The sequence below is a fragment of the Vibrio sp. 10N.222.55.C6 genome (assembly GCF_041473395.1).
Classification (GTDB): domain Bacteria; phylum Pseudomonadota; class Gammaproteobacteria; order Enterobacterales; family Vibrionaceae; genus Vibrio; species Vibrio crassostreae_C.
This window is the reverse complement of the sequence record NZ_JBFRSD010000764.1, coordinates 1-246: the sequence shown is the minus strand read 5'-3', so window position 1 is coordinate 246 and position 246 is coordinate 1. Positions and strand designations below refer to the sequence as shown.

Here is a 246-nt window from a genome sequence, read left to right as displayed (position 1 = left end):
GTGCTAAATCTGAAATCACGTCGGTACCTATCAGCATTTCAAATATGGAAGTAATAACATCACAATGTGATGCTTCTGGGTGTAACTACCTATTTAGAGTTAATGTTGATGTGTGGGTTGAACAGTTGTCAATTGATATCGATAAGAACCACCAGTTAGCTCAACAATATTTAACTTCCCAAGAAAGCGACTGGAAAGGTGCTGTGTTCACTAACAAAGCTCATACCTTATTGAAGAGTAATAAAG

At 37.0% G+C, this 246-nt stretch carries 1 pseudogene; it reads left to right on the top strand.

The features are described from left to right. Positions 1–44: 44 nt before the first annotated feature. Positions 45–246 (top strand): annotated as a pseudogene (locus tag AB4486_RS26035) (hypothetical protein); the annotation flags it as partial.